The sequence below is a fragment of the Polyangium mundeleinium genome, assembly GCF_028369105.1.
Classification (GTDB): domain Bacteria; phylum Myxococcota_A; class Polyangia; order Polyangiales; family Polyangiaceae; genus Polyangium; species Polyangium mundeleinium.
Window position 1 is genome coordinate 9,501,422 of sequence record NZ_JAQNDO010000001.1, and the last position, 14,211, is coordinate 9,515,632.

Annotated in this window: 13 protein-coding genes; 10 read left to right on the forward strand and 3 right to left on the reverse strand. The window is 68.5% G+C overall.

Annotated elements, in window-relative coordinates:
• Nucleotide 1: 1 nt before the first annotated feature.
• Nucleotides 2-244 (forward strand): hypothetical protein, encoded by a 243-nt coding sequence (locus tag POL67_RS37495; RefSeq protein ID WP_271925450.1) that lies wholly within the window; start codon nucleotides 2-4, stop codon nucleotides 242-244.
• Between the two features lie 10 nt (nucleotides 245-254).
• Nucleotides 255-1,331 carry a prohibitin family protein gene (locus tag POL67_RS37500; RefSeq protein ID WP_271925451.1) on the forward strand — a complete coding sequence of 359 codons (1,077 nt, stop codon included), beginning with the start codon at nucleotides 255-257 and terminating at the stop codon, nucleotides 1,329-1,331.
• Between the two features lie 4 nt (nucleotides 1,332-1,335).
• Here the strand turns inward: POL67_RS37500 and POL67_RS37505 are convergent, their stop codons facing one another.
• Nucleotides 1,336-2,832 (reverse strand): type 2 periplasmic-binding domain-containing protein, encoded by a 1,497-nt coding sequence (locus tag POL67_RS37505; protein ID WP_271925452.1) that lies wholly within the window; start codon nucleotides 2,830-2,832, stop codon nucleotides 1,336-1,338.
• A 9-nt stretch (nucleotides 2,833-2,841) separates the two neighbouring features.
• Nucleotides 2,842-3,699, reverse strand: coding sequence for a 50S ribosomal protein L11 methyltransferase (locus POL67_RS37510; protein ID WP_271925453.1), 858 nt, complete (start codon nucleotides 3,697-3,699; stop codon nucleotides 2,842-2,844).
• Between the two features lie 231 nt (nucleotides 3,700-3,930).
• On the opposite strand from POL67_RS37510, the gene POL67_RS37515 reads away from it, so the two are divergent.
• Entirely contained in the window at nucleotides 3,931-5,175 is a 1,245-nt protein-coding gene (locus tag POL67_RS37515) for an MFS transporter (protein WP_271925454.1), read from the forward strand.
• Between the two features lie 169 nt (nucleotides 5,176-5,344).
• Here the strand turns inward: POL67_RS37515 and POL67_RS53200 are convergent, their stop codons facing one another.
• Nucleotides 5,345-6,652: a zinc metalloprotease gene (locus POL67_RS53200; protein WP_276076102.1), complete on the reverse strand. Its 1,308-nt coding sequence runs from the start codon at nucleotides 6,650-6,652 to the stop codon at nucleotides 5,345-5,347.
• A gap of 677 nt (nucleotides 6,653-7,329) precedes the next feature.
• Between POL67_RS53200 and POL67_RS37525 the strand changes: the two genes are divergently transcribed.
• The 7 genes from POL67_RS37525 to POL67_RS37555 all read left to right on the forward strand — a co-directional run bounded on the left by POL67_RS37525 (nucleotide 7,330) and on the right by POL67_RS37555 (nucleotide 14,207).
• Nucleotides 7,330-8,094, forward strand: a complete 765-nt coding sequence (locus tag POL67_RS37525) for a hypothetical protein (RefSeq protein ID WP_271925455.1) — start codon at nucleotides 7,330-7,332, stop codon at nucleotides 8,092-8,094.
• A 190-nt stretch (nucleotides 8,095-8,284) separates the two neighbouring features.
• Nucleotides 8,285-9,070: an OB-fold protein gene (locus tag POL67_RS37530; protein WP_271925456.1), complete on the forward strand. Its 786-nt coding sequence runs from the start codon at nucleotides 8,285-8,287 to the stop codon at nucleotides 9,068-9,070.
• Nucleotides 9,071-9,199: 129 nt separating this feature from the next.
• On the forward strand, nucleotides 9,200-9,571 hold the full coding sequence (locus POL67_RS37535) for an Asp-tRNA(Asn)/Glu-tRNA(Gln) amidotransferase subunit GatC (protein WP_271925457.1): 372 nt from the start codon (nucleotides 9,200-9,202) through the stop codon (nucleotides 9,569-9,571).
• Nucleotides 9,572-9,573: 2 nt separating this feature from the next.
• Nucleotides 9,574-11,106, forward strand: a complete 1,533-nt coding sequence (gene gatA, locus POL67_RS37540; protein WP_271925458.1) for an Asp-tRNA(Asn)/Glu-tRNA(Gln) amidotransferase subunit GatA — start codon at nucleotides 9,574-9,576, stop codon at nucleotides 11,104-11,106.
• Complete coding sequence (locus POL67_RS37545; protein ID WP_271925459.1) at nucleotides 11,103-11,714, forward strand: GNAT family N-acetyltransferase; 612 nt, start codon at nucleotides 11,103-11,105, stop codon at nucleotides 11,712-11,714. Before gatA ends, POL67_RS37545 begins: the two co-directional genes overlap by 4 nt.
• Nucleotides 11,714-12,997 carry a hypothetical protein gene (locus tag POL67_RS37550; protein WP_271925460.1) on the forward strand — a complete coding sequence of 428 codons (1,284 nt, stop codon included), beginning with the start codon at nucleotides 11,714-11,716 and terminating at the stop codon, nucleotides 12,995-12,997. The genes POL67_RS37545 and POL67_RS37550 overlap by 1 nt, the downstream gene beginning before the upstream one ends.
• 142 nt (nucleotides 12,998-13,139) lie before the next feature.
• Nucleotides 13,140-14,207 (forward strand): NAD-dependent epimerase/dehydratase family protein, encoded by a 1,068-nt coding sequence (locus POL67_RS37555; protein WP_271925461.1) that lies wholly within the window; start codon nucleotides 13,140-13,142, stop codon nucleotides 14,205-14,207.
• Nucleotides 14,208-14,211 lie beyond the last annotated feature (4 nt).

A 14,211-nucleotide genomic window follows, 5' to 3' on the forward strand; every position in this document is an offset into this window, starting at 1 on the left:
CATGGAGCTCGAGCCGCTCTTCACGTATGGTTTGCCTTTCCTCACGGCCTTCGCCGTGGGGCTTTTGGGCAGGACGCGGCGAATCGGGTTCTGGGGCGGCGTCTTCTTCTCGATCCTGCTCACGCCGCTGGGCGGTTTTCTCGTAGCGCTCGTGTCGGGCGCCAAGCCCATCGAGGACGAGCAAGCGCCGAAGCCGCTCCCGGCGGGCTCGAGCGAGAAGAAGAGACGGTGGTTCCGGCGATGACGAGGAGACGATGACCGAGCGCGATCCTTCCGGAGACGAAAGGACGAACGACGCCACCCCGGTGGTCGTCGAGCCCGCGCACAGGAGGCCCGAAGATCCCAGCCTGCGGGTTCGCCTCCTGAAACGGGTGCAGCAGATTCAGTTTTACGCGTACACCACCCTGGTCCTGGTGCTGCTCGTGCTCGGCTTCTTGTGGCCGCGCATCTTCATCAGCGTCCCGGCCGGCAGTCACGCCGTCATGTATCGGTTCTTCAAGGGCGGCACCGTGACGAACCGTGTTTGGCCCGAGGGGCTCAACGTCATCCCGCCCTGGGACCGCTTGACCGTGTACGAGACACGGCTCCAGCAGCAGACGCTCGAGTTCAACGTCCTCAGCGAGGAGGGGCTCGATCTCGGGGTCAAGGTCTCGATCCGGTATCGCCCCAACAAGGAGATGCTCGGCTTCTTGCATCAGGACATCGGGACGGAATACTTCGAGCGGCTCATCAAGCCGGAGGTCGAGTCGCACGTGCGGCGCACGTTCGGATCGAGGTCGGCGCACGAGATCTATTCGAGCACCCGCGACGTGCTCCAGGAGCTCGGGCAGATCCCCGTCCTCGGCCGGCTCGAGGAGGAGAAGGGAAAGCTCGATTCCGAGCCGTACGTGCTCATCCAGGAGCTCAAGCTCGTCGCCATCAATCTGCCGGACATCGTCGAGCAGGCGATCGCGGACAAGTACAAGCAGGAGCAGCTCATGCTCGAGTACCGCTACAAGCTCCAGCGCGAGGAGAACGAGGCGGAGCGAAAGCGCACGGAGGCCGCCGGCATCCGCGATTACAACCTCATCGTGGCCAAGGTGAACCCCGATCTGCTCCGGTGGCGGAGCATCGAGGCCACGCTCGAGCTCGCGAAATCGCAAAACAGCAAGGTCGTGGTCCTCGGTGGGGGGCAGGGAGCGCAGATGCTCCTGAACGTGGAGACGGCCATGGGCGGGAGCCCTTCCGCGGCGACGCCGCCCGAGCCCGCCAAACCCGTGGCTGCCGAGCCCGCCCCTCCGCCGGCGCAGGAGCCTGCCAAGGTCCCCGAGCCCGCCGCCGCCAAACCCTGAAGGATCAGTTCCGCCCCGTCGCGTCCTCCCAGACGCGGACCAGGTCGTACACCATGTCACCGTCGAGGCGCGGGGGCTCGGACAGCTCGTCCTCGAACTGCACGCGATACCGGCGGAATCGCAAAAACGAATTTTGGGGCGAGTCGTAGTCACGGATGGAGACCGCGGGGTTCGCCGGGCGAAACCCGAACTCGATCGCCCTCTTCTGCGTCGCCTCGCCGAGCAGGTAGTCGACCCACTTGCCGGCGGCGACCTCCCGCGCCTCGGTGATGTTGGTTTTGAGCTTCAGAAAGACCACCGGGTGGTCGTTCATGATCGTCGGTTGCGGATAAAGGACGCGCATGCTCGCCACGGCGCTGGCGAACCGATCGAACCGATGGAAGATCGAAAACGTGTTGTGCTCGTACGTGACGACGCCGTCGTAGCGCGACCCGCCCACGTTGAAGATCGTATCGGTGAGCAGGGACGCGGACTCCGGCGCCGCGTCCAGTCCCGCCTCGCAGCGGCGCAGCCAGGCGCCGAAGGCCTGCCGTTTCTCCGTGAAGGCGCGCTGGAACTCCGCGGCGCCCGCCTTCTCCCCACCCGACCGTTCCGACGGCGGGAGCACGTAATCGTACGCCATGAGGTAGAGCGCCTCGAGCCCTGACGCCGATCGTGTCGGCGAGGTGTGCGCGAACTTCATGCGGCCCCAGGATCGTATCTGGCCGATGGTGGGGAAGGGAGCGCGATACGTGGGCTCCTCCTCCGCGGGCTTCGGCTCGGCTTTCCGCCGCCACGGCGGAGGCTCCTTCTGCGGCGCGGGCAGGATCGGGTTGTACCAGTCGATCCATTTCCCCGGGACCATGTCCTCGATGGCCATGCCCGTGAGGCGGGGGTTCGTCGGGACGAGGGGGCACATGTACTCGACCCAGGGCCCCTGCTTCGGGGGCCGGGCCTTCGCGACAGCCTCGAGGACCTGCCGCCGGTCGTCCCATAACAAAAAGACCAGGGGAGAGCGGGCGATGGACGTCCGCTTCGCCATGTCGAAGAGCTTCTCGCCATGGCCCTTCTCCTTCTGCCAGCGCACGTCGAGATATCGCAGGACGAGCTCGTCGGCGGGCGCCCACAGCGTCGGCGTCTGCTCCCCGGACAGGATCGCGTTGGCCGACTGGATGTCGCCCATGGCCGTGATCTTCACCTGGATGTTCGGGCAGAGCTTCGCGAAACGATCGGCGGCCTCCTCGATCCACTCCCTCTTGTCATTGCTGTAGAGCATGCTGATGACCTCCGGGCGCCCGTCCCGCGTCAGGGGGCCGCAGAGGTCGGTCTGCGTGGTCGTCGTGGTCTTCACGTCGACGATCAGCGGTGTCTCGATGTGCTGCAGGGCGAGCTGCTCGCGGACGAAGGCGTACCCGAGCGAGCCCAGGACGCTCACGACGACGACGAGGCCGGCCGCGTCGCGGAGGGTAAAGGGGTCTCCGGCAGAGGGCGTCGGGCGGGGTTTGTCGGGGGCGCTGGCCACGGGACCCTATTACAGCACGATCTCCTGGGCGGGGAGATCCCAGATGTCTTCGTAGATCCGCTCCGAGGTCTCCACGCGGAGCTCCTTCGGGCCCTTGTCGTGATGGATCACGCAAAGGTGGATGTGCGTCACGCCATCTCTCCGCGCCATCTCGCGCAGGGCGTCGACTCCCGACGTCGGGCCCATTTCCTTTGCGGCGAGCCGATCCATGATCGCGTCGAACGTCATGGTGACGGCGTTGCGCACGATCCGCGTCCTGCCCTGGAGGTGGGTCCGGCAAAGCTCGACGAGCAGCGTCGGCTCCGCCGCGTTCCCTGGCGCCGCCGTCACGATCTGCGCGTGCCCGTCGTCCGCGAGGTGCGCGTCCAGACCGGCGAAGAGTTTGTCCAGGAAGTCGAGGCCGTAAGGGCCGGCGGCAGAGTGGTAGAAATACGACATGCCGGGCGGCGTGGGCTCGAACGGAGGGTTCGAAACGATGTAATCGAACCTCCGCCCCTCCACGGGATGGAAGATTTGCTCGTGGCCGTCGAGGATCACGAGCCTGTCCGCGACGCCGTTCACCATGGCGTTGAAGCCTGCGAAGACCTTCGCGCGGGGGTTGATCTCCAGCGCAGTCACCCGTTTCGCTCCCGCCCGCAGGGCTCCGATGGACAGCACGCCCGAGCCGAGGCCGATCTCCAGCACCTCGGCGCCCTGGAGCTTGTCCCGCTGGAGCTCGTCCAGGAAGAACTGCTGCTCGGCGAAAAGCGGGAAGACCTGATCAATGGGTCGGTAATCGAGCCGGTCCGTGACGATGTGGAGACCCTCGATGTGGTTCAATCGCTTGTCGGCGAGCGCCGACCGGAGCAGAGAATCGATCGCGTGCATGCTCGGTGAGCCGTGCGAGACGCAACACCCGTGCCGCGAGGAAGATGCGGGGGTTGTCACCGGGAAGGGCCGGAACCGGATCGAAAGATCCACTTTCGGTTGGCTCGATCGATCCACTGGCTCGGTTGATCCGGCGGCTGTCGGGCTCCCCATCCGCGCGTGACGAGCTCCGGCGCGTCCCCGGTCGATGGGCACGTCGATTGCAAACGGGCGTCGACTGGATTCCATTCCATGTGGACACTGTCCAAGAGCCCCTCGCTTCGCCTGACCACGTTTGGTGCGCTTTACCTCGCGCAAGGCTTGCCGTCCGGCTTTGTCTTCATTCTCTACGTCGTTTTTCTGACGGATCAGGGGCTCGGCAACGCGGCGATCGGCAACGCCATCGGCCTGATGAGCATCCCGTGGGCGCTCAAGATCCCCCTCGCGCTGCTCATGGACCGGTTCGGCGCGACCCGCTTCGGCCGCCGCCGCCCCTATATCGTGGCGGCCGAGCTCGGAATGGGCGCCACGCTGCTCTCCCTGCTGCTCCTCGACCCCCAGCGCGACCTCCGGCTCATCGGCGCCGTGCTCTTTCTCCACGCGACGTTCACGGCCATCCAGGATGCCGCCACGGACGCCCTCGCCGTCGAGCTCCTGCAGGACGGCGAGCGGGGGAAGGCGAACGGCGTGATGTCGGCGGCGAAATCGGCAGGCGTGGCGCTCACCGGTGGTATCGGGTCGCTCGTCGTGAAGCGCATCGGCTGGTCGTCCCTCGTCATCATCATCACGATCCTCATCTGGTCGGTGATGACCCTCGTGATTGCCGTGCGCGAGCGCCCGGAGACCGACGCGCAGGGCGCCGCCAGCGCACACAATGCCTTCCGTTTCGCCGAGCTGCGCCGCTCGTTCGGCGCGAGGACGACCCTCATCGGGCTCGCCGTTGCCATTCTCACGCCTGCGGGGCCCGCGCTCATCGGCACGGTCTACACGCGCTTGCTCCGCAAGGACCTTGGTCTCTCGATCGAGACGATCGGCACGTTGATGGGCGTGATCGAGCCGATCGCCGGCATCAGCGGAGCGCTCCTCGGCGGCGCGCTCGCGGATCGCGTCGGGATGCGCAAGGTCGCCGCGTCGGCGATGGCAGCCTTCGGCACGCTCCTCGTGCTCTTCGGCATGTCCACGGGCCTGTGGCATTCCTTTACGTTCCTCGTGGCCATTTCGATCGCCCTGCCCTTCTTCGCGTACGCCGCGAGCGCGGTCCTCGTCGGGTTTTACATGAGGCTCACGAACCCGACGGTCGCCGCGACGCAGATCGCCATCTTCACGGCCATGACGAGCATCACGTCGGCCATCGCGGTGCCGCTCGGCGGGCGAATCGCGGAGCGACACGGCGCGGCCGCGGTCTTCGTGACCGCAGGGATCCTGGAGCTGACCTTCCTCGGCCTCCTGCGCTTCTGCGACCCTCGCGCGGCCGAAGCCCAGTTCCGCGCCGCATGAGTGCTGTCGGGCAGGCTCATCGCAAGGAGAATGTCCGAAACACCGGACGGCCCGGCGACGAGATGGATGGGGCGCAGGGGACGGGAGGGAGGGACGGGCGAGCCGGAAGGGGCCTTCGACGCTCGAAGGGCCCCGCTCGGCTCGCCCGGGCCTCCGCTCCCCGGCCGCTTCAGTTGCAGGTCTTGCCGGCGATGGTGCCGACGTTGTTCACGCAGGTGCTGTCCCAGGAGTTGCTGCAGCAATAGGGATCCGCATTGCAGATCGTCGTCACGACGCCGTTCGGGTCGCAGCCCTTGGTGAGCTTCGTGCCGCTCGTACACAGGCTGTGCGCGCAAGAGCCGGTACCGCACGCGACGCTGCCGCCGTAGCTGAACACCTCGCTCACGCACTGGCTATCCCAAGACGTGGTGCAGCAATAGGAGTCGGAGGCGCAGACGCTCGCGACGACCGAGCCACACGCCGACGCATTCAGCGCCGCCCCGGTGACGCACTTGTCGTGTGCGCACGTACCGGACGGCGGCGGGGGCGGCGGAGGAGGAGGCGGCGGGGGCGGCGGCGTGCCCGTGTCGCGATACGTGTCCCACTGGCTCTGCATGCGGGTGATCTGGCCCGCCGAGAACGTGTTCATGCAGGAGTCATTGGTGTAGTCCATGAAGTTGGTGATCGGGTCGACCCCGCCGCCGGAGCAGGAGTCACGGCCCGTCGGACACCCGCTGGCCGCCGAGGCCTCGGGCGGCGTATCCGAGACCGAATCGCCCGGGGAAGCGCAGCCGCCCTGGAACGTGTGGTAGAGGCCCAGCCAGTGGCCGACCTCGTGCGTGCCGGTGTCGCCCTCGTTGTAGGGCGATGCGGTCCCGCCGGGCACGGAGGAGAAGAGGAGCACGACGCCGTCCCTCTTGGGCGCGCCGGTGTAGTCCGAGGGGAACGTCGCCCAGCCGAGGAGGCCGCCGCCGAGGTTCGCCGTGTAGACGTTGAGCGCGTTCTTGTCGCCCTTGCGGAGCGCGTTCTTGGCATTCGTCTCCGCCGTCGAGCCGTGGCCCATCGTGTACCAGGTCGCGTTCGTCGTCCGATCGACCGAGATCAACTGGAACGAGAACCCGGTGCCCGCGTACGCGTTGTTGAGCACCGTCATCTGCGCGTCGATCTGGCTCTGCGGGATGTCGCCGTTCGCGATGCCCGTGCCCTTGTTGATCACGTGGAAGTACACGGGGATCGTGGTCGGGCTGGTAAAGGCGTTTGCCGGACGCACCACCTTGATGCGCTCGAATTCCCCTTCGACGCGCAGGAGCTCGGCCTCGGGGAGGTCCATGACGCCACACGCGCGCGTGGGACGAGAAGCCGGATCCACGGGGATCTCGTCGCCCACGAGATCGTCGTCGACGTCGTCGTACGTGCCGTCCTCCGCGGCACAACCGGCGAACGAAGCAGCTCCGAAGAAGAGGCCCCCGAGGGCCACCACGTGATGGACTCGTTTCATGAAATTTTCCTCCTGGTTCCGGGAAGCGACAACGCGGAAAACTACCAGGAATGTGCCGGTCGTATCAACGGAAGCCGTGTCCGCAGGAGGCGAAATGGAGGGCCCAGTTCCTACGCCGGCGTAGAATTTTTCAGGAAGGACGGCGGAGTAGGTCTCGGTGTGCCGGGCGATACGATCGCGGGCGGATGCGTGGGGGAATCGGGCCCCACCGGACGACGACACGCAGACGATGGAGGGGGGATTCGGGACGAGCGGGGGGCCCGTGGTGAGGGAAATGGATCGGAGGGGGGGCGGGGGAATGCGGATGTCGAGAAATGAGGCCTAGAAGTCCCGATTTTTGACAGGCTTACGTCCTGTATTGTGATCCCAGCCGATTCCCTTTCTCCTTGCCGGGCCCACATTCCAAGCTAGCTTCCCTGTTGTCTCGTCGCTGGGTGAAGGCGCCAACATCGCGCCGACCGAGGGTCGAGGTGGGGCACGCTGCAGCGTTGCCGGTCGGACGAACGCGATGAAGGGCGTCGATGGACGCGCCACGCACACGTCGTCCGCTCGGCATTCGCTGCGGTGACAGATCGGCCCATCACGACAGCGGCGGCGTTACGAGCCCGGCCATGGGGATTTCGCGCGGCACTGAAGGACGCCGCGCAGCACGACCACGTATTGAGGAGATCACGACCATGAACGCGAAGAAGCTTATCTCGCTGTGCGGCATGATGGTGTTCGGCGGGCTCGTCACCGTGAGCGGTTGCAATGGCATGAAGCCCGGGAGCGGGGACGAGGAGAATGGCGTGACGGCGAGCGTCAAGATGGCGTTCAGCGGCAGCGGCGTGAGCTGGTACGGCAATTCCGTGCTCATCGACGCCGAGCGCGACGGGAACGCGGACAGCAAGTACCGCTGTTTCAACCATGCGACCGCTTGCTTCAACTTCAACGCGGACGGGACCTTGAAACCCGCGCCCAACAACGAAGAGGACGCGGCGAAGTTCAACGAGCTCTGCGCCAGCAATGCCGTGAACCAGCCCGTGCCCCCGGGCGTAGACCCGGGAGACGGCACGTACGACTTCTATTACTATGTCCACGTCGGCAAGAATTGCGTGGGAGAGGAGCTCACGAACAACGACCACGACTTCGCCTGTTATGCGCCGGAGAACCTCCTCGCCCGGGAGAACGCGAACTCGACCCTCAATGAGGAGCTCCCGGGCGGCGCCGAGGTCGTGAACCAGGTCTTCTGCCTGTCGGACAACGTCGACAAGGACTTCGAGTTCTTCTCCTGTGCGGACGTCGATGTCCCGTATGGCGCCTACGCCGACATCGCCCTGGATTGCGGCTGCGTGGTGGACCCGTACACGTACGATTGCGACTGTGGTTTCGATCCCGGCGTTTTCGGCGACTGCAACGCGACCCCCGCGCACCAGTGCGTCATCCTCTGCGATGCACCCTGATCGGGAGCTACGTCGAGCGTTGATGAGCGAATCTCGTGCATCGACCGCATCGCGGTCGATGCACCCGAGGTCGAGAGCTGGCCCAGGCCCCGGGTCGAGGGCCGGAGAGCCCCTTGTCGGGGACCGGGGCGAAACCCCGGCGCCGCGCCATGGGTTGTCTCCTCCGCTCGGACCTCGTAACGTGTCCGCCATGGCACGCCGATGCTCGTGGTTCTGGGTCGCTCTCGTGGCCTTCGGGGTCGTCTCCTGCTCCCGCACCGACAATGCCTCGCGCGAGGGGGCGGCGGCGGCCTCCGCGAGCGCGGCCCCGGCGCCGCCCGCGGCCCCTTCCATCCGGACGAATCCGCCCGAGGTCGAGATATCCCACGTCGAGCTGCTCGAAGCCTACGAGGCAAGCGCCACGCGCGCCGACGAGCGATTCAAGGGCAAACATGTGCTCGTCCGGGGAAAACTTGGCGAAGTCGTCAAAGACGGGGCCAAAGTGGTGGTGACGATGCCCAAAGAGGCAAAACCCGACGCCCCGTCCGTCCGGTGTTTGGTGCGAGAAAGCGAGGCGGCCGAGATCACCGCCCTGAAGCCCGACGATCCGGTCGATGTGGTGGGCAAGCTCGTGAAATTCGACAAACACGTCGAGATCGAGGGATGTGTCGTCAACACGCAGGTGAAGGCGTGCCGGGTCGTGGCGAAAGCGCTGGGGCGCGGGACGTGCGAGCAGGACCGCGAGGAGCTCGGCGCGCGTCTCGTTCTCGGCGCCGAGCAAGCGGCCCTCGTGTGCGGGAGCCCTTCCGGATTCGAGGCATGGCGCGCGAAGACGTCGAGCCTGCCCGCGCAGGAGCGCGCGGGGCGCATGATCAGCGTCGACACGTCCTCGTGCCACCTCACGCACGAGTCGCTCAGCCCGCGGCTCGCCGTCGAATTCAGCTCGGCGCTGGCGCGCGTCCGCTGGGAGAACGACGTGCCGACGCTCGCGCCGTGAAACCTCGCAATGGGGAGGCATTCCCGGGGCCGATGTCCCATCCGCATGCGGCCTGCCGCTTCCGCCTCCCCGCCCCCCTCCGGTTCCCCGCCCCCTCCCCTGCCCTCCCTCGTGCTACATCCGGCAGCGATGTCCCCCGCGCCCGAAGGCCCCGCCACCCTCGCCGAGGATGAGGTCCGCTCGCTCGCTCGCCTCGCCAACCTCGATCTGCCAGACGCAGAGATCCGACGCTTGACCGGGGATCTCGGGCGGATCCTCGCGTACGTCCGGCAGCTCGAAGAGCTCGACGTGACGGGGATCGAGCCAACGGCACATGTCGAGCTGGGGTTTGGGGCGGAGGGCGCCGCAGGGCGACCCGGAGCCCCAAGCGTCGAGCCGACGCGGGTAGAGCTCCGCGCAGACGAGCCGCACGAGAGCCTGCCGCACGAGATCGCGCTCCGCGAGGCGCCGCGGACGTCGATGGACGGGTTCGCGGTGCCGGGCTTCGTGGAAGAGGATTGACCATGGACGCGACGGTGCTCGATCGCTCGATCCCGGAGCTCGCCGGCCTCGTGACGCGCGGCGAGGTCTCGGCCGAGGAAGTCACCAAGGCCAGCCTCGATCGCATCACGCGGCGCGACGGGGCGCTCGGGGCCTTCTTGACGGTGCAAGCCGAGGAGGCGCTCTCGGCCGCGCGGGCCGTCGATCAGAAACGCGCGCGCGGCGAGGCGCTCGGGCCGCTCGCCGGCGTGCCCATCGGCATCAAGGACGCGCTTTGCACGCGCGACGCGCCGACCACGGCCGGATCACGGATCCTCCTCCGGCCTGCCTCGAAGGGCGAGGCGACGCTCGATCCACGGCGCGGCTTCCGGCCGCCCTACGACGCCACCGTGGTCGCGCGCCTGCGCGAGGCCGACGCGGTGCTCGTCGGCAAGACGAACCTGGACGAGTTCGCGATGGGCTCGTCGAACGAAAACAGCGCGTTTTTCCCGACGAAAAATCCCTGGGATCCGTCGCGCATCCCGGGCGGATCGTCGGGCGGGAGCGCGGTCGCGGTGGCGGCGGGGCTCGCGCTCGGCGCGCTCGGATCGGATACGGGCGGCAGCATCCGCCAGCCCGCGGCGCTCACGGGGACGGTCGGGATCAAGCCGACGTACGGGCGTGTCTCGCGGTACGGGCTCATCGCGTTCGCGTCGAGCCTGGATCAGGTCGGGCCCTTCGCGGCCGACGTGCGCTCGGCGGCGCGGCTGCTCGGCGTAATCGCGGGGCGGGATCCGCACGACCAGACGAGCCTCGGGGCGCCCGTAGCGGCGTACGAGGAGGCGTGCGGGCGCGACGTGCGGGGGATGCGGATCGGCGTGCCCGAGGAGTATTTCGCGAAGGGGCTCGAGCCGGCCGTCGAGAAGAGCGTGCGTGAGGCGCTCGCCGGGCTCGCGTCGCTCGGCTGCGAGCTTCGGCCGGTGCGCTTGCCGCATACGCGGTATGCGGTGGCCACGTATTACGTGCTCGCGACGGCGGAGGCCTCGTCGAATTTGGCGCGCTACGACGGCGTGCGGTTCGGCGCGCGGGCAGAGGGCGCGGAGAGCCTGGGCGCCCTGTATGCGAAGACGCGCGGCGAGGGCTTCGGCCGCGAGGTCGCGCGACGCATCGTGCTCGGGACCTACGTGCTCTCGTCGGGCTATTACGACGCGTATTACCTGCGGGCCCAGCGCGTCCGGACGCTGATCCGGCGCGATTTCGAGGAGGTGTTCCGCGAGGTCGACGTGATCGCGGCGCCGGTCTCGCCGACGGTCGCGTTCCCGCTCGGCGAGCGCGTCGACGACCCGCTCGCGATGTACCTCGCCGACATCTACACGCTGCCCGCGAGCCTCGCGGGCGTGCCCGCGCTGAGCGTGCCGTGCGCGCCCACGCCCGCGACGAACAGCGTGCCGTCGCTGCCCGTGGGCCTGCAGCTCGTGGGCCCGCCGCTCGAAGAGGCGCGGCTCTGCGCGCTCGCCGCCGCGTGGGAGGGCATCTCGCCGGCGCGCGGGCTCCGGCCCAAGGTTTCGGAAGCATGAGCGATCTTCGCCTCGTCACGGCCCCCGCGGGGCCCGAGCATGCGTCCGGTTTGCGGGAGCTCTTTTCGGCGGCCTCGTCGCCGTGTTTTTGCCGGTTCTGGCATTTCGACGGGACGAACAACGACTGGCTCGACCGCTGCGCGAACGCGCCCGAGGAGAACGCCTCGGTATTTTTCGGCGCGCTCGCGGCGGGCGGCGACGAGGCGAAGGGGATCGTGGCGATCCACGAGGACGAGGCGGGGAAGCGGACGCTCGTCGGCTGGCTCAAGGTCACGCCCGCGGCCGTGATGCGCAAGGCCTACGAGCGGCGCTTCTACAAGCAGCTCCCGGCGTTTCAGGGGGATCGGCAAGGCGTGTTCCTCCTGGGCTGCACGCTCGTGCATCCGGGCTTCCGCAAGCAGGGCGTGGCGAAGGCGCTCGTCGCGGGCGCCGTCTCGTACGCAAAGGACACGTTCGGCGCGCGCGTGCTCGAAGCCTTGCCGCGCCGGCCGAAGGAGCCGGTGAACGACGAGGAGCTCTGGACCGGTCCGATGGGCGCGTTCGAGCCGAACGGGTTCGAGGAAGTGGGCGGGCTCGAGCCGTACCCGGTGCTGCGTCGGGTGCTCTAGTGTCGCGGAACGACGCCCTCCCCCTCGCCGCAGCGGCGCTGCTCTTTCTCGCCACCGGCTGCGATCGTTGCACGCCCAAGGACAAGGACACGAAGGCCGACGCAGGCCCGCCCGCGCCGATCCCGATCCCCAAGGACGAGCTCTTGCCGCCGCCCGCGCCGTGGGTCTTCAAGCCCGCGCGGATCGGACCGGGGATCCCGGGGATCGCGCTCCCCACGGGCTGCGAGATGCGCGCGCCGCTCGTCCGCGCGAAGGTCGCCCCCTCGACGCGGTTCGTCGCTGCCCCGCGCGGGGCCGGGGCGCTCGTCGTGGCCGACGCGGACGAAACGGAGACGCCCCCGCGGCTCCTCGGCGTGGCCGGGCTCGTGCTCGACGCGGAGGGCGAAAGCAAGGGGGCGATGCCGCTGCCCTGGCTCGACGCCGACGCCATGCCGCGCCTCGCGCGCACCGACGCCGGCGTGTGGCTCGCGGCGTACAGCGAGCAGGGCGAGGACAAGCTTTCCCGTGTGTTCGTGCACCAGGGCGACCACGCGACGCCGATCGGCGAGGGCGATCGGTTCGACGCACTCGATCTCGCGTGTGGTTCGTCGCGATGCGCGCTTCTCACGACGCGCCTCGGCAACGTGGCGGTCGCGGGCGCCGCGCTCTGGGTCGGCCTCCCGAACGAGCCGGCCTCGTCGTGGAAGCGGACCGAGATCGTCCCGGACACCCCCGAGAGCGACGCGCGCCCCTCGTGCATCGCGCGGCTCGAAGCATCGCCGCCCGGGACCGACGCAGGCGCGGGCGGTGGCGTGGTCGCGGCGCTGCTCGAAGGGCAAGAGCTGGTCTTTTGGGAAGCAACGGACGGCGCGGCGCGCTCGCTCGGACGCGTGCCGGCGCCGTTCGGCATCGTGGACGCGACCGTGGCGGCGCGGCCGATCGCGCTCGTGTACGGGGCCCCCATCGACGACGAGGGCTGCGCGAAAGAGGGCGGGAAGCTGCGCTTCGAGCGGGTCGGCAAGGAAGCCGCCGAGGTGCGCGCGCACGCGCCGCCCCTCTCGGGCGCGCTCCGGCCGCTCGAGCGTGGCGTGCTCGCGGCCTACCTCGCCCCGCTCGGCTGCGGCGTGGCGCGCAAGGTGGCGTACGCGGTCGTCCTCGACGCCGAGGGCACGCCGGTCTCGGCGCCGATGCCCGTGGCCGACGCGACGAGTTTTGCCGTCGCGGCGCGCGGCGCGGACGTGGACATGTGGATCCAGATGGGGGACGAGGTTTCGTGGGTGCGCGCCACCTGCGCGGCGCCGTGACCAGGTCCATCAGGGCGAACCCTGTCCGCGCTGGGCAAACGGGGGTTCGGGGGCGTAGCTCGGCTTGTCCGAGCGTCGTCCACGAGCATCCACCGAGATGTTGCGCTCGCCGCGCGAGCGGGTAGTGTCGAGTCCGCTCCGCATGGCAGATCCGATCGACAACTCGAACAGCGAGCCTCGCGAGCCGGCGATCCCGCCTGCGAGGGGCTCGCGGAGCCGCTCGGGCGGGCGCGTCGTCGCGCTCACGGGCGCGGCGTGTTTCCTCGGCCGCAACCTCGTGGGCCTCCTCGAAGAAGATCCGGCGACGGCCCGCATCGTGACGATCGACGTGAAGTCGCCCGACACGGCAGGCCCGAAAGCGCGGCATTTCGAGGTCGATCTGACGAACCCGGCCTCGGAGGATCGCGTCGCGGAGATCCTGGCCTCCGAGGAGGTCGACACGCTCGTGCACCTCTGCTTCCTCTCGTCGCCGACCCACGCGACGGGCTGGGCGCACGAACTCGAGTCGGTCGGCACGATGCATCTCCTCAACGCCGTGCGGCAGGTGCGGCTGCGCAAGCTCGTGCAGTGGAGCCAGACGATGCTCTACGGCGCGCACCCCACGAACCCGAACTTCCTCACGGAGCGGCACGCTTTACGTGCCGACATGGACGAGCCGTTCTTCGCGGACAAGATCGCCGCCGAGCGTGAGCTCAACGCGTTTGCCGCGAAGTCGAAGGGCACCGTGGTCACGGTCCTGCGCACGGCGCCGATCGTCGGGCCGACGGTGCAGAACTGGGTCACGCGGTATCTCGGCATGCGCGTCGTGCCCACGCTGCTCGGCTTCGATCCGCTCTTGCAGTTCGTGCACGAGGTCGACGCGCTCGCGGCCTTCAAGCTCGCGCTCGATCGGGATCATCCGGGCACGTTCAACATCACCTCCGACGGCGTGTTGCCGCTGTCCATGGTGCTGCGCCTGGCCGGCCGCTCGTCGATGCCGCTGCCGCACACGGTCGCGAGCTCGCTCGTCGGCGCGGCCTGGATCACGCAGGCTTCGGCCGTGCCTCCGAGCTTTTTGCGGTACCTGCGATACGTCTGTGTCGCCGACGGCGACAAGGCGGCGCGCGTGATGGGCTTCCGGCCGGCGTACACGACCCGCGAGGCGCTGCTCGACTACCTCGCCGCGCAGAGCCTGCGCGACGCGAACCTGCTGCAGGAGAGCCCTGCCTAGGCGG

Coding starts and splice junctions, on each gene's coding strand:
- gatA (WP_271925458.1), top strand. CDS start 9,574: ATGGACGCGACGGTGCTCGATCGCTCGATCCCGGAGCTCGCCGGCCTC.
- POL67_RS37535 (WP_271925457.1), top strand. CDS start 9,200: ATGTCCCCCGCGCCCGAAGGCCCCGCCACCCTCGCCGAGGATGAGGTC.
- POL67_RS37500 (WP_271925451.1), top strand. CDS start 255: ATGACCGAGCGCGATCCTTCCGGAGACGAAAGGACGAACGACGCCACC.
- POL67_RS53200 (WP_276076102.1), bottom strand. CDS start 6,652: ATGAAACGAGTCCATCACGTGGTGGCCCTCGGGGGCCTCTTCTTCGGA.
- POL67_RS37545 (WP_271925459.1), top strand. CDS start 11,103: ATGAGCGATCTTCGCCTCGTCACGGCCCCCGCGGGGCCCGAGCATGCG.
- POL67_RS37525 (WP_271925455.1), top strand. CDS start 7,330: ATGAACGCGAAGAAGCTTATCTCGCTGTGCGGCATGATGGTGTTCGGC.
- POL67_RS37510 (WP_271925453.1), bottom strand. CDS start 3,699: ATGCACGCGATCGATTCTCTGCTCCGGTCGGCGCTCGCCGACAAGCGA.
- POL67_RS37515 (WP_271925454.1), top strand. CDS start 3,931: ATGTGGACACTGTCCAAGAGCCCCTCGCTTCGCCTGACCACGTTTGGT.
- POL67_RS37530 (WP_271925456.1), top strand. CDS start 8,285: ATGGCACGCCGATGCTCGTGGTTCTGGGTCGCTCTCGTGGCCTTCGGG.
- POL67_RS37555 (WP_271925461.1), top strand. CDS start 13,140: ATGGCAGATCCGATCGACAACTCGAACAGCGAGCCTCGCGAGCCGGCG.
- POL67_RS37495 (WP_271925450.1), top strand. CDS start 2: ATGGAGCTCGAGCCGCTCTTCACGTATGGTTTGCCTTTCCTCACGGCC.